The sequence below is a fragment of the uncultured Algoriphagus sp. genome (assembly GCF_963974365.1).
Taxonomy (GTDB): domain Bacteria; phylum Bacteroidota; class Bacteroidia; order Cytophagales; family Cyclobacteriaceae; genus Algoriphagus.
This window is the reverse complement of the sequence record NZ_CAXBBX010000006.1, coordinates 218,356-243,056: the sequence shown is the minus strand read 5'-3', so window position 1 is coordinate 243,056 and position 24,701 is coordinate 218,356. Positions and strand designations below refer to the sequence as shown.

Genomic DNA, 24,701 nt, shown 5'->3' with positions numbered 1-24,701 from the left:
AAGGGAGTTAATCTAATAACTTCCATTTTTTCCACTTATCAGAACTCTTACCAATGATCTGGTATTTTCTCTTATTTTTACTCAAACCACACTTTACCAACCTTAATACTCAATGAAAACTAACTTTATTCAAAAGGTAGCCATAGGCTGCTCAGTCCTTCTTCTGTTTTTCGTCAGTACCTCCCAAGCTCAGACTTACGCTGAAAATGGAATGGTCGTTTCTGACAATGTGATAGCTTCTCAAGTTGGAGTAGATATTCTCAAAAAAGGAGGTAATGCCATCGATGCTGCTGTCGCTACCGCTTTTGCTTTGGAAGTAACTCATCCGGAAGCTGGAAATATCGGCGGTGGAGGGTTTATCGTTTATTTAAACTCAGAAGGCGAGGTTACCACATTTGATTTTCGTGAGAAAGCCCCTTTGGCAGCAAGCCCAACCATGTTTTTGGATGAAAATGGAAAAATCAAAAATAACTCCAACCACCAAGGTTTATTGGCTGTAGGAGTTCCTGGGACAGTCGCTGGCCTCTATCAAGCCCATCAAAAATACGGAAAATTACCTTGGGCTGATTTGGTAAAACCATCCGTAGAATTAGCCAAAGAAGGCTTTACCATGAGCTATGGCTTGTATAATGCGGCAGTAAGAATGACTGACCGTGATCCTTCGGAGGACATTATGAAAAATTACTTCAGAGGGGAAAATGGACAAATCGTTAAGCCTGGGGAAACCTGGAAGCAACCTGCTTTGGCAAAAACCCTTAAAGAAATCCAAAAACACGGAAGAGACGGTTTCTACAAAGGCTGGGTAGCTCAGGAAATCGAAGATTACATGAAAGCCAATGGAGGAATTATCACCAAAGAAGATCTGGAAAAATATGAAGCCATAGAGCGCGAGCCAGTGAAAGGAACTTTCAATGGCTATGATATTTATTCCATGCCGCCTCCGAGTTCAGGCGGAGTTGCTTTGATCGAAATGATGAATCTCATGGAGGAAGCCAATATCTCTGAAGTGGAATTCAACTCTACTGCTTATGTGCATTTGGTAGCTGAAGCAATGAGAAGAGCTTTCGCAGATAGAGCTGAATTTTTAGGAGACCCAGATTTCAATTTGGATATGCCTTTGGATAGATTGCTTTCAAAGGATTTTGCAAAAACTCGCTTTGAGAATCTAGATATGACCAAGGCCTCTATCTCTGATCCAGCACAATTTGGTCACCCATATGGAGGAGATAATACCACTCATTTTTCGGTAGTTGATAAAGACGGCAACGCCATTTCTCTGACATACACCCTGGAAAATTCTTATGGCGTAAAAATGGGTTCTTCCAAACTTGGTTTCATTTTCAATAATGAAATGGGGGATTTTAATCCAGTTCCCGGGGAAACGACTACTACTGGACAAATTGGATCTGATCCCAATTTGGTAGCACCTGAAAAAAGAATGTTGTCAAGCATGACTCCCACGATTGTAGCAAAGGATGGAAAACCTTATTTAGTCATTGGTAGTCCTGGAGGAAGGACGATTATTAACACCGTTTTTCAGACGGTTTTGAATGTGCTAGCTTACGATATGCGAATTGATCGGGCTATCGAGGCGATGAAAATCCACCATCAATGGCTTCCAGATCGCATTTTGTATGAGGTAAATTTACTTTCTCCAGATACAAGAGAAGCGCTTGAAAAAATGGGGCATTCACTTACGCCAACAACTAATATTGGTGTACTGATGGGAATCACTTACGATGCTTCCAAAAAATTATATACCGGAGCTTCTGATTCTTCAAGCGAAGATGGTGGAGCGAGAGGTTATTAAATAGTATGATTATCCTGCAATGTTGCCGGCTACTCTAGATCCTTCGATTATCTAGTCCGAAGACGGTTGACGTCCCAAGCTTTCAGGAGATCGAATCAGCATCTATTTTAAGTTTGCCATAGCATGCTGATTTTGATAGCTTAATGACACAAAAGGCATCCACCAAAGAATTATAAATGGAAAAAGAAACAGGGTTAAAAAGGGAAATCGGATTGTGGGGTCTCTCTGCCAATATTGTTAATATTATTGTCGGCGCGGGCATCTTTGTCTTGCCAGCGATTGTTGCTGAGATCATGGGTTCCGCAGGCATCTTTGTTTACCTGTTTTGTGGATTTCTGATTGCTTTGGTCATGCTGTGTTTTGCAGAGGCAGGGAGTAAAGTCACTCGATCCGGAGGAGCTTATGCCTATGTTGAAACGGCTTTTGGTCCATATACAGGATTCTTAGCTGCTGTTTTTATGGTGATGGGCAGCGCATTTTCAGATGCCGCTGTAGCTAATGCCTTGATAGAATTAATTGGTCTGGCTTTTCCGGTTTTCGCTAATCAATACATCCGTGTGTTATTATTGTTTTTGGTTTTTGGGGGTTTGTGCTTTCTAAACGTGATAGGCGTCAAGCAAGGAATTGGTTTGGTGAAAATCAATACGGTTGCAAAATTGACTCCTCTACTCTTACTGATTCTATTCAGCTGGAAAGATGTTACTTTTTCCAATCTGATGATAGAAAATGCCTCCTCATTCAAGAATTTTGGAGCGGCTTCCCTGATTTTATTTTTTGCATTTCAAGGTGGAGATGCAGGATTAACCGTCGGTGGGGAGATCAAAAACCCTCAAAAGACTGTACCAAAGGCTATTTTCATAGGAATCACGTTTGTACTGATTCTTTATGTTCTAATTCAAACTATTTCTCAGGGAGTTTTAGGAGATCAATTGCCAGAATTCAAAGAAGCTCCTTTAGCATCTGTGGCAAATGTTGTTTTTGGTCCCTTTGGTTACAAGCTACTGTTAATTACAGCGGGAGTTTCTATGTTTGGAATGCTGAGTGGGGAAATTCTAAATTTGCCACGAGTGCTATTTGGTTTGGCTAGTGATCGGGTGATTCCTATGGATAAATTGGCTGCCATCCATCCTAGATTCAAGACTCCTTATATTTCGATCTTGCTTTATGGGGGAATTGGGTTTACCCTTGCAGCTATTGGCGGATTTCGACAGCTAGCTGTAATTGCATCAGCGAGTATGCTATTGGTTTATTTTGGTGTAGCCTTATCTGTGATCAAATTTAGGAGGAAGCAACCAGCTAATTCAGGAGATTTCAAAATTCCATTTGGATATACAGTTCCAATTCTGGCAGCTGGAATTATCCTCTTTTTCCTATCCAATTTGACTGGCTATGAAAAAACAGGAATTCTTATTTTTATAGCTTCCCTTACCCTGATTTACTTCTTGGTAAAAGCAGTTTCAAAAGGAAAATTAAAATCAGAATAGCCAGAGTAAGAATCATCTAAAATACGCTAGAACTAGCTAATAATTAAAACAGAATTACCTATGGGACTATTTTGGGATCTAATCCAGCAAAGTCAAATTCAAGACCATAAAGCAAAAGCTGAAACACTCGAGGTCAGAGTCAGAAACTTAGAATGGGAACTAGCTAATACTAGAGAATTATTAATCAAAACACTTAAAATCCTCGAAGAGCAATCTGGTAGGGACATCGATGGAGATGGAAGAATAGGGTGATTTTTCTAGGATGAAAACTCTATCTTAGAATATCTAGTGAGACTTAGCCCAAATGACCATGTATAGATCAAGTTTCTATTTCCTTCTATTTTTACTGACCTCTAGCCTTGCGCTTGCTCAGGATGTCAAAGCTCTAAAAGACGTCGCTGTTTCCTTTGTAGAGACCTTGCCTGAAGAGCAGAAATTAGCTGTGAAGTTTGACTTTTCTGATAGTTTGAGAACCAAGTGGACCAATTTGCCTTTAGGGTTAGCTCCTAGAAGTGGGGTTCGGTTTGGTGATCTTTCGGATGAAAGCAAAATTCAATTTCATCGGGTATTGAGCACAATTTTAAGTTCTCAAGGCTATTTGAAAGTTTTTTCAATTATGCAGGTAGATGATATCCTGCATGAAATCATGGAAATCGGCTATCAGAAAGGTCAGATGAATGAAAATACTATCAAAATGATCCGAACCTTGGATTGGGACTATGGCAATTATTTTCTTGCCATTCTAGGTAATCCGAGTAAGGATGATAATTGGGGGTTGAAATTCGAAGGACACCATCTTTCTCTCAATCTGACTGTTTCAGGAGACAAATTTTCCATGACACCTGTTTTTCTTGGTTCTGATCCAGCTGTGGTGGAAGTAACACAATATGCAGGTTTACGACCTTTGAGTAAAGAAGAAGATTATGGTTTTTGGTTTGTAAATACACTTAATGAAGAGCAGAAAACTAAAGCTACATTAAGCGAAAAAGTCCCTGGAGATATACTTACCAGCCCTGGTCGAGATCAGTGGATCAAGGAATTTAAGGGAATCAAAGGGGCAGAACTAAGTGCCGACCAGCAGAAAATCCTTCATTACCTCATCGAGGAATACGTTAATAATCTAGACCACCCTAAAGCTGAGGAGTACCTTGCCATCCTGCATGCGCGAGGAATGGATGAAGTCTATTTCAGCTGGATCGGTAGCTATGAACCTAAGAAAGCCCATTATTATATGATCCACAGTCCAGATTTCATCATCGAGTATGACAATGTAGGCTTTCTTGACAATGCCAATCACATTCATACTATTTGGAGGGAAAATGGAAATGACTTTGGCCAGGACATCTTAAAGCAACATCGTCTCGCACATCAACATTAGTTGGTTTCTTTTCTGTCATTTCTTGCAGGTCATTTACCAGGGTAATCTTGAACTTGGTGTCGCTATCACTTCTTCTACTGAAATTATTCTTATTTTGCTTCTTGCTTAGTCCCGCTTTTTTAATGCTAGCTCAGTTTCTATGGATTTTATACTTCTGATCATTGCTTTTAGATTTCTTCAAACGCATGCCCAAACCAAGGAGCTTTATCCCGAATGGCAAAGCTTATTTCTGAAAGCGTTAATCGCTGCTTGCTGTTTTTTGACTATTCAAATTGTTTTTGAAAGTACTGATGGAATAATGAAGTGGGTGGCGCATTGTATTAATTTGTATGTCGTTTATGCAGCTTACAATCGAAAAGTATTTGAACCGCTTAAGCCTTTTGTCTATGCCTTTTTTCCTGTGGTTCTTGTTCACGTTCTTCAGGACCTTACAAGGTTAGTTGCTCCGAGCTTTTATGACAGTTGGGATAGCTTATTTAACACCGCCGCCATATTTGGTTGGATTTGGCTCGTTGCTCAGTTTATCATTAGTAGAAAGCAAAGGAAAGCACTTGAAGTAGAGCGGATCAAGGCCATTCAGAAGGAAATAGAATTTAAGAATTCACAAAAACGCAAAGACGCGCTAGAGATTCAGGTAGCAGAGCGTACAGCCGAAATCACTGCCCAAAAAGAATCGCTAGAGAAAACACTCCAAGAACTCAAAGCGATGCAGTCCCAGTTGATTCAATCTGAGAAAATGGCATCCCTTGGGGAACTGACAGCTGGTATAGCCCATGAGATTCAAAATCCATTGAATTTTGTGACCAATTTTTCTGAGCTGAATAAGGAATTACTTGATGAATTAAAAGTCGAATTAGAAAAGGGGGATTTGGAGGAAATCAAGCTATTGTTGGGTGATCTGGAAGCCAATGAGGATAAAATCTTACATCATGGAAAGCGTGCTGATGCTATTGTAAAAGGCATGCTACAGCATAGTCGAAGTAGCAGCGGCGTGAAAGAAGCGACGGATATAAATGAGCTGGCGGATGAATACCTGAGACTATCTTATCATGGTTTGAGAGCAAAAGACAAGTCGTTCAATGCAACTATGGAAACGGATTTTGATGATTCAATAGGAATGGCAGAGGTAGTTCAGCAAGAGATCGGTCGAGTGATTTTGAATTTGGTGAATAATGCATTCTATGCTGTTTCAGAAAAGAAGAAGCAATTGGAAAACCTAAATGACACTGCACTTTCCAATAAGTATAAGCCAACCGTTTGGTTGAAAACAAAGAGAATCGTGGGGGGAATAGAGATTGTGGTGAGGGACAATGGAACTGGAATGCCAGAAGGAGTCAAGGATAAAATCTTTCAGCCCTTTTTTACCACAAAACCAACTGGGTTAGGCACTGGCTTAGGGCTTTCATTAAGTTATGATATAGTGAAAGCACACGGTGGAGAATTAACGGTGGCGAGCCAAATCGGGAAGGTAGAAGAGGGTGAGGAATCGTGGACTGAATTCAATATTTTTATAGCAGATTGATAGGAATGCCAATTGTATTTCTAGCTATTATTTTTCGCTTTTAAATTGGATTTTTCAAGTTTCAATTCTTGGTTCAAATTCCGAATTAAGTCTGTATCAAGCTTTTTTGAGTAAATGATATCAAGAGGGGATTATTAAAAAAGTACAAAAAATGTTTTGTGAAAAGCATTTTATAATGGGTAAAATATATTTACCTTTTACAATTCTTTTTTACCTATCTGGGCCATCAGATTTACACCAACTATAGTTTTTACAATGAAAAACTTTCTCTTTTTAGTGGGGAGCGGCATGTTACTTCTTTTTTCCTGTGCTACACGGGAGGACATCAAAACCGTACCTGTCACTACCCTAGCTGCTCTTCCGCAGATAGTAGAATTGAGAGAGCTTCCCGATTCAGTACAAGCGATGAAAGTTAATTTGGCAGAGAGCCCTGCGCCTCTTAAAATCAAAATCCCCAGTCAATCTGTAGGCTCCTATTCTCACCTGAATGAATCAGGGACTATGTCGAGGGTTAATTTGGAAGCGCCAACGTCACAGTTTTTGCCTTATTTGACAGATGAAAATGGACAAATAATTAGAGATTCTTCAGGAGAACCATTTTTCCAGGGAGATGGCGGTTTATCACAATTTAAGAATTACACTACGGATAACGGGTTAGCTTTAGACGCTGTAAACAGCGCTATTTTGGATAGCAGAGGACAACTTTGGTTTGCTACCAACGGTGGTGGAGTCAGTAGATTTGACGGATTAGTTTTCACTAACTACACCACTTCCCAGGGACTCGCAGGCAATACGGTTCGAGTTATTTTAGAAGACAGTAAAGGCATTCTTTGGTTTGGTACTGTAGGCGGAGGAGTCAGCAGCTATGATGGCAATGTGTTTACCACCTACACTACTGAGAATGGTCTCGGAGATGATGCTATTTTGAGTATCATGGAGGATGTGGACGGAAATATTTGGTTTGGAACGTATGGTGGCGGAGCAAGTAAATTTGACGGAAAAGGCTTTACCACTTTTACGACAGAACAGGGATTATCTGACGATGTTGTAATCAGCATTGCTCAGGACAACTCCGGAAATATTTGGTTTGGAACGAATGGTGGAGGAGCGAGCAAATTTGATGGAGAGAATTTCATTACTTTCACAATTTCTGAGGGATTAGCGTCGAATCGTGTCCGAAGTATTAAAGTAGATCAAGCTGGGAATATCTGGTTTGGTACAATTGGAGGAGGCGTAAGTAAGTTCGATGGTCAGAGATTTCAGACTATTGGTCTGGAAGAAGGACTAGCCAGTATGGTGATTCGTACGATCGTAGAAACAAGTGATGGGGCTGTTTGGTTTGCAACAGAAAACGGTGCAAGCAGGTATGAAAATGGCAAAATGACTACTTACACTCGGGAACAAGGCCTTGCAAGTAATAGTATCTTGGATATTGTGATTGGTGTAAATGGCAAACTTTGGTTCTGCACAGACGGAGGAGGAGTGAGCAGATTCGAAGGAAGAAGCTTTACAAATTTTACTTCATCTCAGGGACTGGGGAATAATATTGTTTTAAGTACAGTAGAGGATAAGGACGGTAACCTATGGTTTGGAACTGCTGGAGGAGGAGTTAGTCGATTTGATGGAGAGAAATTCACTACCTATACCACCGCTCAGGGCCTTGCAGGAGAAATCGTAAGTAGTAGTCATCGTGATAAAAGGAATCAGCTGTGGTTTGGGACTGGAGGAGGTGGCGTGAGCATGCTCGACGGAGATTCATTTATTACCTATACTACGTCTCAAGGCTTAGCTGCCAATGAAGTCTATAATATCAGTGAAGACCAGTTAGGTAATATGTGGTTTGGAACCGACGGTGGTGGGGTCAGCAAGTTTGATGGAGATTCATTTACAACCTTTACTACTCAACAAGGACTGGCTGGAGATGTTGTTTTGGGAATAGCGGAGGATAATTTCAAAAAACTTTGGTTTGGTGCTGCCGATGGAGGGTTGAGTAGATTTGATGGAATTGCTTTTACAAATTTCACCTCGGAACAAGGGTTAGCAGACGATGCAGTGATTCGATTGATCAGAGATCAACAAGGGAATCTCTGGATAGGAACTGAGAATGGGCTAAGCATTTTAAGCGCTGAAAAAATCCAACAAATCGAAAATGTGGTTGATCTAGAAGATTACAAATCGATTTTGGAAGATTCAGAGGGACTATTCCAAAACTTCACTACGAATGAGGGCCTTCCAGATAATGTGATTCTTCAAATCGCTGAAATGCCAGAAGGGAAGATGGCTGTGGGAACAAATCTAGGTATTGCGATTTTTGATGGACCAAAAGCTGGAGAACCGCTTGATTCCTTAAGAAATATTGAAATTTTTAATTCAGACACGGGCTTTCCGGTGAAGGATCTTGTCGATGGACAAAATGGGATGTTTGTGGATAAGAAAGGAATACTATGGGCGGGGACAGGAAACAATAAGACAGCACTGGTTCGGTTTGACTACAAATCCTTAAAAAGAAATCATACCCAGCCGACTGTTTTGATCAAGGAATTGCGCTTGAGTGAGGAAGTTATTTCCTGGCATAGCCTCAGCAAGGAATATGATCAAGTTTCGGCAAATACATTTTCGCGTACCATAGATGAGTTGATGGTTTATGGTAAAGAATTGAGCGATTCAGATCGGGAAGCTTTAAAGGATAAATTCAATGGGATTGAATTTGACAGTATTTCTAGGTTTTATCCTTTGCCACAAAACTTAGTCCTTCCCTACAGAAATAACGACATCAACATTGATTTTGGAGCGGATGAACTCGCCAAACCCTATTTGGTAGAGTATCAGTACATTTTGGAAGGATATGATGAAAAATGGAGTCCTGTCCTGAAGAAAACCACTGCCAATTTTGGTAATATTCAAGAAGGGAAATATACCTTCAAAGTCAAGGCACGATTTACCGGACCGGCTGATCCAGGAGTTAGCGAATGGACTGAGCCTTTTAGTTATAATTTTGAGGTACTTCCTCCTCTCTACAGAACTTGGTGGGCATATTTGATCTATGGAATGCTCTTTATTTCGTTGATTTACCCGATCACTATTTACCAACGAAATCAAGTGCTGAAAGCTGAAAATGAGCGAACCAAGGAGCGTGAGCTACAGCATGCCAAGGCTATAGAAGTTGCTTATACAGAATTGGCCAGTACTCATGAAAATCTGAAAGAAACTCAGGCACAGCTACTACATTCTGAGAAAATGGCTTCTCTGGGAGAACTGATGGCTGGAATCGCACACGAGATTCAAAATCCTCTGAATTTTGTGAATAACTTTTCTGAAGTGACCAATGAGCTGGTTAAGGAATTAAGAGAAGAAAGAGATCGACCTGAAGACCAAAGAGACGATGAGCTTGAAAACGATATTTTAGAAGATATAGAGAGCAACCTCGACAAGATTAACAAACATGGCAAGCGCGCCGGAGCTATCGTAAAGGGAATGCTGCAACACAGTAGAAGTGGTAAAGGATCTAAGGAACCAAGTAGTGTAAATGTTCTCGCAGACGAATACCTGCGATTATCCTACCATGGACTTCGTGCGAAGGACAGTTCGTTTAATTCTGATTTTGAATTGGATTTGGACTCAACTGTTCCCTTGATTCCTATGGTAGGACAGGATATGGGTAGAGTTCTTTTGAATTTGTTTAACAATGCATTCTATGCTGTAAATGAAAAGAAGCAGGAACAAGGAGAAAGTTATAAGCCATTAGTAAAAGTCAAGACATCAATGGTAGAAGTATCGCCAAGCAAGGAAGCTATTCAAATTAGCGTGAACGACAATGGAAAAGGTATCCCCAAAGCAATCGTGGAGAAAGTGTTCCAACCGTTCTTCACTACCAAACCTACTGGTCAAGGGACAGGTCTTGGACTATCGTTAAGTTATGACATAATCAAAGCTCACAATGGAGAAATCCGTGTAGAATCAGTAGAAGGGGATGGGACAACATTTACGATCACCTTGTCATTACCGTCCTCAAATCTCAGCTAACTATGGAGAAAAGATACCGTCATAATGTGTTAAAATTTCTCACCTTAAGTTTGGGCGTACTTGCTACCGCTTGCCAGCAAGGGAATGACGTGCCTTTCCCTGAAAATCCCTCTGGATATGAGGAACCTTCAATTGAATCATTCGAAATACCCCAAGGAAAGCTGCTAAACTGGACTAAAGTTTCTTCTGAACAAGTGCCTAAGGCAATTGAATACGCAATTGACTTTGATAAGCTTCCATCCAAGCCATTTACTATTTTCGATTTTAGACCCCTAAAATCCTCGCCTCAACCTACCGCCATAAAGTGGAGTGAGGAGATTAACATCAGCATGGATACCATTCCTGGGTTAGCTGTTACAGTCAAAAAACAACTGCTAGAAGAACCTCAAATAAGTAAACTGGCCTTTCTATCTAAATCTGATCTTTCCGATGCTGGGATTTTGAGAATCGGACAGACTGAAGGCCTAATTGGGAATAGAGTCTACGCTATGGTAACTGATGATCATGGTATAGTTTGGATATCGACAGAGCGTGGGCTATCCAGGTATACAGGAGATCAATTTGAGAATTATACTATCCTTCCACGAAATCCTGACGGACTAATCGATAGTATAGTTGATTTGGAAATCGGAGCGAATGGAAACCTGCTCATCCTATCTCAGCTATCGGGGATATATGTGCTTGATATTTACCGCGGCGTAATTACCAATTACCAGATCGGAACCCAATTCGCCAGAATACATGAGGATGATTCTGGCATACTTTGGCTAGGCAATCTTGATTCTGGAATCCATTTTCTCGATCCTGAAAGTCAGAAGCTACATCAATTGAACGTCCTCGAAGGCATTACATCCGCAGGAGTATTTAGGGATAGTTCAAATAACCTGTGGTTTGGCACAAGAGGGAAAATTGGGGTTTTAAACGCTGAGCGAACTTCTGTTAAATTCATCGGCGATGAATCTGGCCTACACCCGTCAGGGTTCTACTTTGAATTTACTGAAAATGCCAAAGGAGAGGTGTGGGTTTCATCTTTTGAAGATGGGCCAGTTTCAATTTCATTAGAAGAGAATAGAATTACCAAGTTTGGTCCTGATCAGGGTTTTTTTGGTAAATCACTTTCTGTAACATTTGATTTGCACAATAGGGCTTGGATTACTGACAACGATACGATTACACTCTATGATCCAGACATTCAAAAAATTAAGAAAATCAAAACCGGGGCGAAATTCGTAACTAGTGGTTTTCCTGCAGCTACCATGACTGATGCAAAAGGAAATGTGTGGATTGGTACTGAGAATACTGGGGCATTATTAATCAATCCTGAAGGCATGCTGGCTCAGCACTTTGATGCCAGAAGCGGCTTAGTGAATGATGAAGTCTGGGGAATACAAGAAGGTCCGGATGGGATGATCTGGATGGCTACCTATGAGGGCATAAATATTTATGATCCTAAAAAGGATAAAATTTACCTTCTGAAATTCCCAGGGAATGCAAATGTCAACAACCATAGATCTGTTTCGAGAATATCACCAAATGAGCTGTTGTTCGGAAGCTTTGGTGGATTTACGCTAGTTAATTTAAGTACCAAAACGGCCTCCGTTTATGAGTTAGACAAGCAGGTTGCCAGGATCGCTTGGAAATCAATAAGAGACAGAAATGGGAACATATTTTTGGGAACTGTCGATGGCGTGCTCAAATTTAACAAAGACCTCACTGTGCTCGAAAAGGCAGATGTAGCCTCAGGTCTGGCCTCTTCTCGGGTTTGGCTAATAGAAGAGGATAAGGATGGGCGAATTTGGTTCGGCAACGAAATAGGGATAGATATTTTTGATCCTAAATCTGGAAATGTCAGCTATTTAAGTGAGTCTACAGGACTGACTAGTGACTATACCTCTATCATGATCAAAACTAAGAAAGAGGAAATAGTAGTAGGTGGCGATGCGGGTTTTTCTATCATTGATTTGAATGCCGATACGATTACAAATCTAACTCCTGCACAAGGCCTAAATCCTCCAGTGATGTATGACATGCTGGAAGTGGGTGAAGACCTGCATATTGGTTCCGATAATGGAATTGTGGTTGTGAAAAGACCTCAAATAGATAATCCTGAAGCTATCTGGCGTTTCTATAACTACGGAAAAAGAGAAGGATTTCCATTCAATGACTACAATCAAGCAACAGCTACTTACACGTCCAATGGGAATGCTTGGTGGGGAGCTGCACCAATTATGTCTGTGAATTCCCAAGTGCCAAAAATTGACACATTGCGCCCTTCGGTAGTCATCACCAAAATAAATATTATGGATCAAAATCCTGACTTTCTTGGGACGGATTTTACCAAAAGCCAATTCACTGAACAAGACTCACTATGGAATACAGATCATACTGAGTTTTATACCAAGGATGATATTCCTGTTGATAGCAGTTATTTAGAACAAAATGATATCCGGTGGGATAGTGTGAATCTGGTGACTAAAATGCCTATAGGTTTGGTACTTCCATTCAACCAAAACTCCATGAATTTTTCATTTATGAATATGGATGTTTTGGGGAGAGATAAAATTGTTTATCGGTATGTTTTGCAAGGAGAAGATGAGAGTTGGTCAGAAATAAGCCCGCGAAGTATGACCCAAAATTACTACAACCTTCTTCCGGGTGATTATACATTCAAAGTAACTACTCGGGGATTTAATGGGATTTGGAGTGAGGAAGCGACTATCAAATTCACAATTTCTCCGCCGTGGTGGCAAACTTGGGTGGCTTATGTGATTTTTGCCTCCCTATTAGCAGCATTTATTTATGCCATCGTCCAAGTGCGATCTAAATATTTGCAAAAAGAAAACCGCATTTTGGAAGAACGGGTTTCGCACAGGACTGCTCAGCTAAAGAAAAGTATAGATGATCTGCAAAATGCGCAAAGTCAACTAGTCCAATCTGAAAAAATGGCTTCTCTTGGAGAATTGACCGCAGGTATAGCGCATGAGATTCAAAATCCGTTAAATTTTGTCAACAACTTCTCAGAGGTAAGTGGAGAACTTCTGGAAGAGATGCGCGAAGAATTAGAAAAAGGAGACTTGGATGAAGCCAAGGCAATTAGTATGGATATCCAGCAGAATCTGGACAAAATCAATCAACACGGTAAGCGTGCAGATGCCATCGTAAAAGCTATGCTTCAGCATAGTAGAATTAGCGGTGGAAATAGGGCTTTGACAGATATTAATACCCTGACCGATGAATATTTTCGACTTGCCTATCATGGATTAAGAGCAAAGGATAAGTCTTTTAATGCGACAATGACGACTGATTTAGATCCTAATGTTGGTCAAATCGACCTTGTTGCGCAGGAATTGGGAAGAGTTTTACTTAATTTAATAAATAATGCTTTTTACGCAGTAACAGAAAAGAAACAGGAAAGTGGCGGAGTGTACGAGCCTACGGTGCAAGTGAGCACCAAGCGTCTAGAAAATTGGGTAGAAATACTTGTGAAGGACAACGGAAGGGGAATTTCAAAATCAGTAAAGGAGAAAATTTTTCAGCCATTTTTTACAACTAAGCCTACTGGACAAGGTACGGGGCTTGGCCTATCAATTAGTTACGATATTGTGAAAGCACATGGAGGCGAGATCCTTGTAGAAAGCACGGAGGGTGTAGGAACAGAGTTTTGTATTCGATTACCAATAGATACCCAATAACATGGATAAGGTACAAGAAGATTGGATTGAGAAAAATAAAGAGCTAGAGCGTTTGCTTGGTGTTAGGACAATGGAATTGGAGAAATCCCTGAAGGATTATCAGGAGCTTCAAGAGCAATTGCTATTGCAAGAGAAACTAGCAAGTCTTGGGCAACTGTCTGCTGGGATCGCTCATGAGATTAAGAACCCAATCAACTTTATTAATAATTTTTCTGAACTCAGTATAGAATACGTGGAGGAGATAAAGGAAGAGTTGAAGAAGCTAAGTGAGACTGAAGCAAAGGAAGAAATAGGTGACTTGCTACAGGATATTAAAGCTAATCTGGAGAAAATCCTGCTTCATGGGAAGAGAGCCGATGGGATAGTCAAGTCCATGTTGATGCATTCTAGAGGAGGTCAGGGAGAGTTTGTTCCTACGAATTTGAATACCCTACTTCAGGAATTTGTCAATCTGGCTTTTCATGGAATGCGGGCTGGAAAAACTCCTATCAATGTAAGTTTTGAGTGGAATTTGGATACTGAGATAGGGCAAGTTTCCATCATAGCTGAAGATTTCAGCAGAGTGATCGTAAATTTGTGCAATAATGCCTTTGACGCTATGCGGAGCAAGTCAAATACCTTAGGGGAAGCTGAGCAAAAGTCTGACTATCAGCCAAAACTGAGTATCAGGACTAAGCAAACTGGAACCAAAATAATTGCAGAAATAGAAGATAACGGCGCTGGGATCCCTGAGCCGATTTTAAATAGAATTTTAGAGCCATTTTTTACTACCAAAAAAGGAAAGGAAGGCACAGGATTAGGCCTTTCTATTACACATGATATAGTAAAAGCTCATAAGGGTACACTCTCCATTTCCTCAAAAGAAGGCGAGTTTACCAGATTTGAAATAAGTTTACCATCCATACCATCCATAAAATGATTAAGATTTTAATAGTCGATGATGAGCGAGACGTAGAGTTACTTTTTCGCCAGAAGTTCCGGAAAGAAGTCAGAAGTGGCCTTATTGAACTTGCGTTTGCTTTTTCAGGAGATGAAGCGCTCAAGTTGCTAGATAGCGAGCATCCACCGGAAGTGGTTTATGTTTTTTCGGATATCAACATGCCAGGAATGACGGGATTAGAATTATTGGAAAAAGTAAAAAGCCAATTCCCAGCCATCAACGTAAGCATGATCTCCGCCTATGGAGATACAGAAAATTATAAAAAAGCAATGGAATCTGGGGCAAAGGAGTTTTTCACAAAGCCAATAGATTTTGATTCGCTTAGAGTAGAAATTGGTAAAATAATCAATCAAGAGTAGATCATACGATTATGTCTAAGATACTTGTAGTGGACGATGAGGCAGATTTGGAAGTCTTGATCACACAGAAATTCAGGCGTAAAATTCGAGCAGGAGAATACGAATTTGTTTTTGCGCTCAACGGTCGGGAAGCATTGGAACTTCTCAAGGAGCAGCCGGATATCGATATGATTCTAAGTGATATCAATATGCCGGAAATGGACGGGTTGACACTGTTGACCAAGGTCAAGGAGCAAAATCCGCTGCTAAAAGCGGTGATAATTTCTGCTTATGGAGATTTGGATAATATCCGAACAGCGATGAATCGAGGTGCATTTGATTTTATCACCAAGCCTGTGGATTTTCAGGATTTGGAGATTACCATCGAGAAGACCATGCAGCACATCAATCAGATCAAATCAACCCTTACAGCGATGAGGGAGAATAATATTCTGAAAATGTATGTGGATGAAACGGTTCTCAATTTTATGGTGGGAAAGGAGTCGGAGACTTCACTGATGGAAAATGAAACGGTGGAGGCTACAGTCGCATTTGTGGATTTGTGTGGATTTACCAAGATTTCTGAAAATGAAGAACCAAATATCGTGGTGCCCTTGCTTAACGAGTATTTTGACTTAATGGTCCGGGAAATAATCGAAGAAAAAGGTGCAGTAGACAAATTTATTGGAGATGCGGTAATGGCAGTTTTTAAAGGTCCCGATCAAGTAGCAAGAGCATTGAGAGCCTGTATTGCGATTAGGGATAAAATGAATGCAATGCCTATGTATTCCGAAAAATCGAACTTCAGTCCAAAGGTGTCTATCGGACTAAATTCAGGAGAAATGGTTTCGGGAAATATTGGTTCCCAATCCTTGAAAAGACTGGACTATACCGTAATTGGTGACGCAGTGAATGTGGCTTCAAGACTTCAAAATGCAGCTGTTCCAGGTCAAATATTGATTTTGGAGAAATGTACACATGAGATTACAGATCAATTTACTTTTCAAAATTTAGGCGAATTCACTCTTAAAAATAAATCCAAACCTGTATCCGTTTTGGAAGTGGTAAAATAGCCCGCATCCATTGCTTCTTCCTTATTCTATGCCTTAATTGACGCTGTGAAAAACAATCTGATCACGGCATTTGCATTTTTACATCTCCTGACGATTCAGAAATTTTTGAATTACGTCATGCTAGCTATTTCATTCCAGCTTTCAAGGATTCTAGGCAAACCCATTCTTTGGGGCAAACCCACTACGCTTTCCATAGAACCTACTACGAGCTGTAACTTACGATGTCCCGAATGTCCTTCTGGATTGCGCGCATTTTCAAGACCTACTGGAATGCTTCAGGAGAAGCTTTTCACGCACACAATTGACCAAGTGAAAGGTTATCTTACCTGGCTTCATTTGTATTTTCAGGGAGAGCCATTTCTTAATCCACGTTTTTTGGAAATGGTTTCCTATGCCAATTCCAAGAGCATTTTCACTTCTACTTCTACTAATGCACACTACCTTCAAGAGCAGCAAGTCCAGCAAGTGCTACAAAGCGGATTGAAACAATTGATTGTTTCTATGGATGGGATTACGCAGGAGATTTATGAAAAGTATCGTGTAGGAGGAAACCTTGAGAAGGTTCAGGAGGGAATAAAATTGCTGTTGTCAGAGCGGAATAAATCCAAAAATCGCTTCCCTCGAGTGGTGCTGCAGTTTTTGGTAACTGGCCAAAACGAATATCAACTTCCAGATTTGAAGCGCTGGGCAAGGGAAATGCAAGTAGACGAGTTACAGTTGAAAACAACACAGATCTATGATTTTGAGAATGGCTCGGAGCTCATTCCTTCAGATCTGGGCTATTCCAGATATGTCCCAACTGGTGAAGGCAAGTGGAAACTGAAGAAAAAGCTGGAAAACAAGTGCTGGAGAATGTGGCAAGGAGCTGTGTCCACCTGGGATGGAAAAATAGTCCCGTGCTGCTTTGACAAAGATGCTGAATATGTCATGGGAGAATTGAAATCCCAATCTTTCGCTGCCATCTGGTCATCACTTCCCTACCAGAACTTCAGAAAGCAATTGCTAAGCGATCGATCGCAGATCGAAATATGCCGGAATTGTACGGAGTGAGTATGTTCGCTAGCAGCGTGTGAACTTAGGTTTTTGGAACTATATTTGGTAGAATTAAGAAATTCATGGATTTTTAATGTCCATATTTGTTCTTGATTCACCTGGAACTGTCTTTTCTATATGATTTCAATTATACGATTCTCTTACTTTTTCATCTTCCTAGCTTTCATCGGGCTAACTATCCCTCAAGCATTTGCGCAAGAAATGAATGAGGCGGACAAGATCAAAGTCGACGAGCTTTCTGATAAACAAGTGCAGGATTTGCTCGACCGGGCTTATGATGCTGGACTTACTAAAGCTGAATTCCTTAAAGCACTGGAAATTCAAGGGATGCCTCCTGAAGAACTTTCAAAAATGAGACTGAGGATAGAAGAAAAAGAAACCGCCTCAGGAAGAAGTACAAAGCTATCCAAGAGAGACAGCCGCGAGCAAGTTGGATCTGATGAAATTGCCCTCGGTATGCTTCAATTTTCCGATGCGAGGTCCTCCAAGCCGGACGAGAATGAGATATTTGGCTCTTCTTTATTTTATCAAGAAAATAGAAGATTAAGCTTTGAACCAAGTCTGAATCAAGCAACTCCCAAGAGCTACATTCTGGGCTCTGGCGATTTGATCTATGTGGATATCTATGGCCAATCAGAGCAGTATTATGAAGCCAGTGTTAATCCGGATGGCTTTGTACTTTTGGATAATATAGGCCCAGTTTCAGTTTCTGGTAAGACTATAGAAGAAGCAACTGGGATTCTTAAAAACCGCGTAGGCAAATATTATCCGGGCCTTTTGGGAAGTAATCCAAATACGTTTCTTCAAGTGACTTTAGGGAATGTTGGCACGATCAAAGTGAATATTTTAGGGGAAGTTAGACTCCCAGGTACATTTACGCTGAGTGCTTTTTCCACAGTTTTCAATGCATTGTATGCGGCAGGCGGACCCAGCGAAAATGGGACCATGCGCAAAATCAAATTGGTACGAAATAACAAGCAAATCGCAGAGATTGATATTTACGATTTGTTGATCAATGGTAGTGCTCAGCTGGATGTAAAACTTCAAGATCAGGATGTGATTTTGGTAGATCCATACATTTCTCATGTGAAAATCAAAGGAGAAGTGAAGCGCCCTATGGTCTTTGAAATGGGCAAGGAGGACGATTTTTCCGATCTACTAAGATATGCCGGTGGATTTACGGATTATGCCTTCAAAGACCGTGTGTCGATTTCTAGAATCAATGGAAATCAACGTTCCGTATCTGATGTTTACCAAAATCAATTTGACTTGTTTCTCTTGAAAGGAGGAGATGAAATCACAGTTCAGAGAATACTAGATCGCTATTCTAATCGAGTACAGATAAAAGGCGCAGTGTATCGGGAAGGTACATTTGCATTGACGGATGGGCTTACCTTATCTCAATTGGTGAAAAATGCAGAGGGTCTTCGTGGCGATGCATATACTGTACAAGCTAGCGTTTTGCGGACCAAGGATGACTTAAGTACCGAAATGATTCAAGTGAATTTAAAAGAGGTGCTGGATGGTACAGCTCCGGACATTATCCTTCAGAGGGAAGATGTAATCCGCATAGCAAGTATCTATGATATCAATAATGAAGAATATGTGCAGATTCTGGGAGAGGTAAAAAGACCTGGAGTTTACCCTTTTTCAGCTCAAATGAAGGTTGAAGACCTAATCGTAATGGCTGGGGGTTTTCAGGAATCTGCAAATGCTCAGGATATAGAAATTGCCAGAAGATTGGAAGATTCGGATATGGGAACCTTGGCAGATATTATTCCTACTCAAGTAAATCCAGATTTGGGCTACAATCCAAATTCTCCTTCTCTTGTACCATTTGATCAAGTGATTGTGAGAAAGCGGGCTAGTTTCACCATGCAAAAGTTAGTGGCAGTGGAAGGTCAGGTTAATTCCCCCGGTATTTTTGCCATCCAAAGCAGTGGGGAGCGAATCTCTGATATTATCAAACGGGCTGGAGGACTTAATAAATTTGCCTACGCTAAAGGAGCTACATTAATCCGAAGAACTGAATTTTTCAACACCGAGTCAGAGCAACTTCGCCGTCAGCGAAATCTGGAAGCGCTGCGTTTGAAACTTGCGGAAGACCCAGGGAATTCAGAAGCACAGGCAGAATTGCTGCAGCGCTTATTATCTGATTTTCCTGAGAAAGTTTCACCTGTAGATAATCAACTTGCACAAACCAAAAAAGAATCATTAGATCAGATAGCATCAGAAACTCCAGGATTTGCAGTAAAGCTGAAAGAGACAGAAGCAGTGGCTATAAATCTGGAAGAAATCATGAAAAACCCTGGCTCTGAAGATGATATTCTCATTGAAGAGGGAGATATTTTATCGGTTCCCAAGTTATTCCAAACCGTCCGAATGCGGGGCGACGTAGTTTATCCGACTACCCTTCGCCATGAGTCAAATCGCAGTTTGAAGCATTACATCAATGGAGCTGGTGGGTTTGAGCGTCGGGCAAATAGGAAGCAAACCTATGTAGTCTATGCCAATGGTGCTGTGAAAAGAACCAAAGGATTTTTGGGTATTAGAAATTATCCTCCAGTAGAACCTGGAGCTGAGGTTATTGTACCTACTAAAGGCCCGAAAGTACCTCTCAGATTAGGAGAGATCGTGGGGATTACCACGGGACTCGCCACGCTTGGATTAGTCATTTCACAAATCAACTGGCAGTAATGGCTGGATCAAAGCATTTTACAGATAATCAATTTACGATCAAGGAAGTCATTCAAAACACTTCTGGATGGTTTTCCTATTTTATGTCCCAGTGGAAAATCTTAGTCCTTGCCGGGGTCATTGGATTAGTTTTAGGAGCCTTGGTTTCCATTTATAAGAAACCTGTGTTCATTGCTACTACTTCTTTTGTCCTTGAAGATGGCGATGGAGGAGGAATGGGAAATATGTCAGGATTGGCTTCTTTGGTAGGGGTAAATCTTGGATCCATGGGAGGCACCAGCGGCTTGTTTCAGGGAGATAATATTATGGAGCTTTATCGTTCTGAGCGAATGCTGGATGAAGCACTTCTAAGTCCTTTTGATGAAAATCAGCTGTTGATAGATCGATTTATTAAATTTGAAAAAATCGACAAAAAGTGGTCTTCGAAAGTGGATGTAGCTTCTATGGACTTTTCCATTCCTAGAGAAAACTTCACCGTTTCCCAGGATTCTGTGGTAAAAGAAGTCGCTAAACTAGTACGTGAAAAACAACTTTCTGTAGCTAAGCCAGACCGGAAATTGACGATAATCCAAGTGTCTGTCCTTTCAAAAGATGAAGCTTATGCTAAGGTGTTCAATGAGCGGTTGGTGGAAAATGTAAATGAGTTTTACAGAGAGACAAAGACGAAAAAAACCAGTGAAAACTTAGCAATTCTTCAATCCCAGGCTGATAGTGTCCGCAAAATATTGGATGAGAGTATTGGAGCTTTTGCGTCAGCATCTGATCGGGTTCCAAATGCTAATCCGCTGCTTTCATCAGCTACAATAGAATCCCGAAAGCGTCAGATAGACGTGCAAGCGACAGGCGCAGTTTATGAGGAAGTAGTCAAAAACTTAGAAATCGCCAAAGTCAATCATCGAAACAATTCTCCTTTGATTCAAATCATCGATTCTCCGAGATTTCCATTGGAAAGATCTGAAATCCGTCTGGTAAAAGGGATGGTTTACGGCTGTGCGATTTTAGGAATGCTTGCCATAGTTATGGTTTATTTTCGAAGACTGTACCAAAAGCATGTGCAGGAAAGCTAAACTATAAGCTGGCATGCTAGAAAAACTTGGTCTCCTCCCGCTCGGCGATATTATAAAGAATAAATCCATTCAGAATTTTCTGTTTCTGGCGATTATTCAATCCTCCAATGTTCTGATTTCTATTATTTCCATGCCCTTGCTTATTCAAGGGATAGGAGTCGATCAATTTGGTTTGGTGAATCTGGCGCTATCCGTTATTGTTTTGCTCAATATCATGGTCGGTTTTGGATACAATCTCAGCGCACCTAGAGAAGTTGCTATCAATCAAACAGATAAAACTGCGCTTTCACATTTGGTTTCAAATATTTTTTCTGCCAAAATCCTTCTGGCGGCTTTTGCCGCAGCTCTGATTATTTTCGGAGTTTATGGATTGAACCTCTTCAAGGAGTACCCGCTGATACTGGTCTATTCCGTTCTGCTGTTGTTTTCTGAAGCTACTTTACCGCTTTGGTTTTTTCAGGGGATGGAAAAAATGAAGCTGATCAGCATCGCTAATATTTTCAGCAAACTGCTATTTCTGATGGGGATAGTCTTGTTTATCCACAGGCCTGAGCTGAGCAAATGGGTCAATTTTATGATGGGTTTCTCTGGCTTGATGATCAACTTGTTTTTGCTGGCATACATCCACACCTTCTTACAAATTCGATTTTATAGACCTCAGTTTTCTGCGATTTGGACTAGTATGAAAGAGAATGTCCTATTCTTTTTCAGTAACCTGACCGGATATATTTCAGTCAATGGAGGCTTGATAATTTTCAGCTTTTTTGCTGGAGCTGAAACGCTCGGAATGTACAGTTTGGCTGAGCGTGTGGTGATGGTATTACGACTTTTTCCTGCGATGATTGTGCAGGCGATCTTTCCAAATGCTTCCAAACTTTATAGGAAAGATGAGAAGTCCTTCTACCGTTTTTTGAAGTTGGTATATATAAGAGTTCTTATTGGAGGAGCAGTGATTGCTACATTGACTTATCTTACTGCACCTTGGGTAATCAACGTATTGTCCAGATCTGAGCTTAATGAATCGGTTACGTATTTGCAGCTTTTGTCCCCTCTTTTATTTCTTTCGTGTCTGAATATCCCCAATATCACCATGATGCTGGTCGCAGATTTGAAGCAATTGCTCTTCAAAGCAAGCTGGATGATGTGTTTATACATGTTGATCGTGACCTCTATCCTGACTTATTTCTATGGAGGAATTGGGCTCTGCTATGGTATTTTATCCACAGAGATTGTAGCCTATTGCATTTGCATGGTACTTTTACGTACCCGAAATCGTAAACTTTTCCATGGCTTTTACTCCTGATCCCTCTGTTGCAATTATTCTGGTGAACTGGAATGGGTACGCATTCACTGCAGATTGTATTGAATCATTGAGCAAGACGGATTTCCCCGATTTCAAAATTATTCTGGTAGATAATGCCTCCGAAAACCAAGAGGGGGCGCTTCTAAAGTCCAAATTTCCAGAGATAGACTTAATTGAAAACGAAAGAAATTTTGGTTTTGCTGGAGGAAATAATGTCGGCATAAAGAAAGCGTTGGATGATGGGTATTCTCATGTGATGCTTCTGAATAATGATACGATTGTGGAGCCTGATTTTTTGGGAGAAATGCTGCGGAAATTTCCTCAGAATCCAACTCTTGGAGTCGTTCAGCCATTGATATGCTTTCTTCATGATCGAAAGAAAATATGGAGTGCAGGAGGTAAATGGAATCAACTCTTATGTAGAGCGATTACTAGTGGAGATAGAAAAAAGCTGGAAGAATATAAGGCGAAAGACAGCAAATTAGATTGGGCTACCGGTTGCTGCATGTTGATAACTCGAAATGCCTTGCTAGAAGTTGGCCTTCTTAATGAAAGCTACTTTACGTACTTTGAAGATGTGGAATGGTCATTACGATTTCGGGAAAAAGGATACGATATAGAGTTAGCTAGTCGAGCTGTGATCTACCATGAAGCTGGAGCTTCTTCCAAGAAAAAGCATGCTGAAGGTACGCTCAGCGCGACAGTCTTTTATTACCATGTGCGCAATCAATTTTTTCTGGTTCGGTCTGAATCGCATGGTCTGCAGTTTATCCTTTCAGCCTCTTATCATTTGGCTCGATTTGTCCTTTGGATGGGCTATTTTTGTGCTCGTGGGAGATTTCAAAAGCTAAAAGCCGTCGCTCGAGGAATCAAGTATGGCTGGTCATTGCCCCTAGAAAAAGCAGAAGTATGGCAGTAGTATTTTTCTTTTTCATCGCATTTGCAGTAGCTGCTGGATTTCTCTGGACAGTTCAGCAGATGGTATTTAAAGGAAAATGGACGTATTTTATATTTTTTCTGGCAGCATTTCTGCCTTTTTACATTACTACGCTTAGTGTTGCTTTTTTAGCCACCAGGTCTCCACTGCTACTAAGTCTATTCCAAGTCAGTAAAGAATTAATCGTGCTGATAGCGGGGTTAGTCTTTGTTATTTACCAGCGCAAGCTTTTTAATTATCCCTTTCGCCTCAAAAGTACAGATTGGTTTATGTTAGCTTTTATAGGCTTGGCAGTGATATTTCTATTTCTACCAATCGGTCAGGCAAGTTTTGTGAACAAAGCTTTGTACTTCAAAAGTATGCTTATTCCAAGTTTGGTTTATATGCTTGGAAGAAATACACAATTTGAAGACTTTGAGCTCAAGCGTCTTTTCCAGATCATATTTGTAATCGCCATCAGTGCTTTCGTAGTGAATTTGGTGGAAAGTTTCCTGCTGAATGCACATCTACAGCAGTTTTCTGGCTATGCCTTATTTAATGAGGAAATCAATGGAATTGAACCTGAAGGAAACTATAATTTGACCTGGACATTTGAAACTGCCAATGCATTGAAGCGTCTAGGAAGCTTCTTTTCCGATCCTTTGGAGTTGGCAAGTTCAGTTTTGATGGGATTTACAGCAGGTCTAATTTGGTTTCTGACATCAGAGAAATCCCAGCAATGGAAATATTTGCTGATCATGATTTGCACTATGGGAAGCTTAGTGTTTGCCTCCTCAAGAGCATCTTTTGCAGCTTTTTTTCTTATGATATTCTTTGTTGCAATGGTATTCAAGCTATATAAATTGATCGGTTTTGGTTTCCTGACATTGGTTCTTTTTGTTGGTTATGTGGTCATTTTTGCCTCAGAAGACTTTTACTTCTTTGTAGTGGACACACTAACGTTGGCAGATTCATCTAGTATTGGGCATGTGGTGGAATGGGCGCTGGCTCTAGAGTCTATGGTTTCCAATCCGCAGGGAATTGGGTTGGCGATGAGCGGGAATTTTGGATCTGTGACGGATGAATTAAGGGTAGGCGGAGAAAATCAGTTTTTGATTTACGGTGTTCAGTTGGGCTGGATCGGGATGCTGCTATACATAGGCACTCTTTTTACGGGTATTTGGACTTCGATCTATGTATTCAAAAATTCTGAAAACCTGAATGTCGCACGAATGGCTTTTGTAGCGGGCACAGTGAAGGCTGGGCTGTTACTTCCGTTATTTACTGCCAATGTGGAAATCTACACCTATGTTTCTTGGGTTTCCTGGTGGATGGTGGGATTGAGTGTGCGCGAGTATTCCAGAATCCAGTTAGAGGTTTATAGAAACGAATTAGCACTTTGAGT

The 24,701-nt window shown here is 40.7% G+C and carries 16 protein-coding genes; all 16 read left to right on the top strand.

Going from position 1 to position 24,701, the window contains the following annotated elements; translation table 11 throughout:
- Nucleotides 1-112 precede the first annotated feature (112 nt).
- Nucleotides 113-1,810 carry a gamma-glutamyltransferase gene (gene ggt / locus AACZ87_RS10330; protein ID WP_339866932.1) on the top strand — a complete coding sequence of 566 codons (1,698 nt, stop codon included), beginning with the start codon at nt 113-115 and terminating at the stop codon, nt 1,808-1,810.
- Between the two features lie 176 nt (nt 1,811-1,986).
- Nucleotides 1,987-3,294 (top strand): amino acid permease, encoded by a 1,308-nt coding sequence (locus AACZ87_RS10325; protein WP_339866931.1) that lies wholly within the window; start codon nt 1,987-1,989, stop codon nt 3,292-3,294.
- Nucleotides 3,295-3,354: 60 nt separating this feature from the next.
- Nucleotides 3,355-3,546, top strand: coding sequence for a hypothetical protein (locus tag AACZ87_RS10320; protein ID WP_283412094.1), 192 nt, complete (start codon nt 3,355-3,357; stop codon nt 3,544-3,546).
- 58 nt (nt 3,547-3,604) lie between these two features.
- The gene (locus AACZ87_RS10315) at nt 3,605-4,672 is read left to right on the top strand and encodes a DUF3500 domain-containing protein (protein WP_339866930.1); all 1,068 of its coding nucleotides are present in this window, start codon (nt 3,605-3,607) and stop codon (nt 4,670-4,672) included.
- A 139-nt stretch (nt 4,673-4,811) separates the two neighbouring features.
- Nucleotides 4,812-6,194, top strand: a complete 1,383-nt coding sequence (locus AACZ87_RS10310) for an ATP-binding protein (protein WP_339866929.1) — start codon at nt 4,812-4,814, stop codon at nt 6,192-6,194.
- 255 nt (nt 6,195-6,449) lie between these two features.
- A complete protein-coding gene (locus tag AACZ87_RS10305; protein ID WP_339866928.1) occupies nt 6,450-10,217 on the top strand; it encodes a two-component regulator propeller domain-containing protein in 3,768 nt (1,255 codons plus the stop codon).
- Nucleotides 10,218-10,219: 2 nt separating this feature from the next.
- The gene (locus AACZ87_RS10300) at nt 10,220-13,909 is read left to right on the top strand and encodes an ATP-binding protein (protein ID WP_339866926.1); all 3,690 of its coding nucleotides are present in this window, start codon (nt 10,220-10,222) and stop codon (nt 13,907-13,909) included.
- Nucleotide 13,910: 1 nt separating this feature from the next.
- Nucleotides 13,911-14,828, top strand: a complete 918-nt coding sequence (locus AACZ87_RS10295) for a HAMP domain-containing sensor histidine kinase (RefSeq protein WP_339866924.1) — start codon at nt 13,911-13,913, stop codon at nt 14,826-14,828.
- Complete coding sequence (locus AACZ87_RS10290) at nt 14,828-15,208, top strand: response regulator (RefSeq protein ID WP_339866997.1); 381 nt, start codon at nt 14,828-14,830, stop codon at nt 15,206-15,208. Before AACZ87_RS10295 ends, AACZ87_RS10290 begins: the two co-directional genes overlap by 1 nt.
- A gap of 11 nt (nt 15,209-15,219) precedes the next feature.
- The gene (locus AACZ87_RS10285; protein ID WP_339866923.1) at nt 15,220-16,260 is read left to right on the top strand and encodes an adenylate/guanylate cyclase domain-containing protein; all 1,041 of its coding nucleotides are present in this window, start codon (nt 15,220-15,222) and stop codon (nt 16,258-16,260) included.
- A 45-nt stretch (nt 16,261-16,305) separates the two neighbouring features.
- On the top strand, nt 16,306-17,310 hold the full coding sequence (locus AACZ87_RS10280) for an SPASM domain-containing protein (RefSeq protein ID WP_339866921.1): 1,005 nt from the start codon (nt 16,306-16,308) through the stop codon (nt 17,308-17,310).
- A 120-nt stretch (nt 17,311-17,430) separates the two neighbouring features.
- Nucleotides 17,431-20,010, top strand: coding sequence for an SLBB domain-containing protein (locus tag AACZ87_RS10275; protein ID WP_339866919.1), 2,580 nt, complete (start codon nt 17,431-17,433; stop codon nt 20,008-20,010).
- Nucleotides 20,010-21,077: an exopolysaccharide biosynthesis protein gene (locus AACZ87_RS10270; RefSeq protein WP_339866918.1), complete on the top strand. Its 1,068-nt coding sequence runs from the start codon at nt 20,010-20,012 to the stop codon at nt 21,075-21,077. The genes AACZ87_RS10275 and AACZ87_RS10270 overlap by 1 nt, the downstream gene beginning before the upstream one ends.
- 13 nt (nt 21,078-21,090) lie before the next feature.
- Nucleotides 21,091-22,380, top strand: a complete 1,290-nt coding sequence (locus tag AACZ87_RS10265; RefSeq protein ID WP_339866917.1) for an oligosaccharide flippase family protein — start codon at nt 21,091-21,093, stop codon at nt 22,378-22,380.
- Nucleotides 22,364-23,299: a glycosyltransferase family 2 protein gene (locus tag AACZ87_RS10260; RefSeq protein WP_339866915.1), complete on the top strand. Its 936-nt coding sequence runs from the start codon at nt 22,364-22,366 to the stop codon at nt 23,297-23,299. Before AACZ87_RS10265 ends, AACZ87_RS10260 begins: the two co-directional genes overlap by 17 nt.
- On the top strand, nt 23,290-24,699 hold the full coding sequence (locus tag AACZ87_RS10255) for an O-antigen ligase domain-containing protein (RefSeq protein WP_339866914.1): 1,410 nt from the start codon (nt 23,290-23,292) through the stop codon (nt 24,697-24,699). The genes AACZ87_RS10260 and AACZ87_RS10255 overlap by 10 nt, the downstream gene beginning before the upstream one ends.
- Nucleotides 24,700-24,701: the final 2 nt, after the last annotated feature.